1 protein-coding gene and 1 pseudogene are annotated in these 1,426 nt (G+C 72.9%); both read left to right on the top strand.

All coding sequences use genetic code 11. From position 1 onward, the window contains the following. Nucleotides 1–320: pseudogene (locus AC08OP_RS06460) on the top strand (hypothetical protein); the annotation flags it as partial. Further along, nucleotides 317–1,426: hypothetical protein (locus tag AC08OP_RS06455; protein ID WP_476613345.1), on the top strand; the 1,110-nt coding region annotated here is incomplete at its 3' end. The pseudogene AC08OP_RS06460 and the gene AC08OP_RS06455, both read left to right, overlap by 4 nt.

Here is a 1,426-nt window from a genome sequence, read left to right as displayed (position 1 = left end):
CCGCCGTGTTCAACATCTACACCGACATCCACCTGGACCCCGACGACGCGCACCCCCGCCAGGACGACGCGAAGTATCAGCGGGCCGCTGCTCCCGGCCTCGTTGTCGTGCGCGACGGTCACGAGGTTCGCCCCGCCAGCGTCACGGCGGACTCGCAGCGCGAGTACGGCCCGCCGACCGCGCTGCCCGTGCCCGCCTGGCTGGCGTCCTGGCCGCTGGCCACCCGGCTCCCGGACCTGCACCGTCACGCGCCGATGACCTCCCTGGCCGCGCTGGTGCGGACCGCCCTCGCCACGGAGATCCTCGGAGGAGCAGTGTGATCCACGATCCCGGCGCTGCTCCGCACGAGCGCCGCACCACCTGGTTCGGCCTCGCCGACGCCTCGGTGGCCCTCACGACGACCGTGAGCGCCGCGTCGCGCGCCGCCCAGGACACCCTCTACGCCTACCGGACCACCACCGACCCGCATGCCGCGTGGCACGTCGACATCACCGTCACCGAACCCTGCCACAGCCTCCTCGACGCCCCGCCCGATGTCGGCGACATCCGCGAGATCGGCCCCAGCAAGCTCACCGCCCGCCACATCACCGAGGGCGGACGGGAGGTGTTCTGGATCGACCGGCACCGCACCCTCGTCGTCCACGACTCCGCCTGGCGTGCGACGAGCGTCCACTGCGCCACTGACGACGCGGCGACCTACTTCGCCGCCCGCCTCGTCCGCCAGCTCATGACCGCCCAGCTCCTCGCCGCAGGCGCCGTCTACACCCACACCGCCGCGCTCGTCCACCGCGACTACGGCATCCTGATCGCCGGCCATCCCGGCGCCGGCAAGACCACGGCCCTCGTCGCCGTGCTGCGCCGGCTCGGTGGAGCGTTCGTGACCAGCGACCGGCTCCTGCTCACCGCCGACAGGGACGACGGACTGCTCGGCTACGCCTGGCCCGCCCACCTCCGCGTCGGCGTCGGCACCCTGCTCGCGTACCCCGACCTCACCGGCCTCATCCCCACGGGCCTATCCGGGGACCCGGCCAACCTTCGCGCGAAACTGAGCATCGAGCCGCCCGACGTCCCACGCCTGTTACCCGCGGCCACGCTCACCGCCTGCTGCCGCCCCCACGTGATGATCTGGCCCCAGCTGTCTCCGTCCGCAGGAAGCGCCCGCTACGAGCGCATCCCTACGGGGACCGTCCACGCCACGCTGACCGGCAACCAGCTGTTCATGCACCGCCCCACTGCGGGCGCCAGCTCCCACGTCAATCACTGGCTCGCCCCGACGCCCCCGGCCCGCACGACGCAGACCAACCAGCGTGCCATCGTTGCCACCCTCGCTCGGACCGTGCCCTGCTACGCGCTGGTGGCCCGCCCGGACCCCGCCACGCTCGCCGACACCGTCACCGCCATCCTCGACGACGCCGAAGCAGTCACC

It is taken from the genome of Frankia sp. CeRuru1, from assembly GCF_977966315.1.
This window is presented reverse-complemented; position numbering and strand designations above follow the sequence as displayed.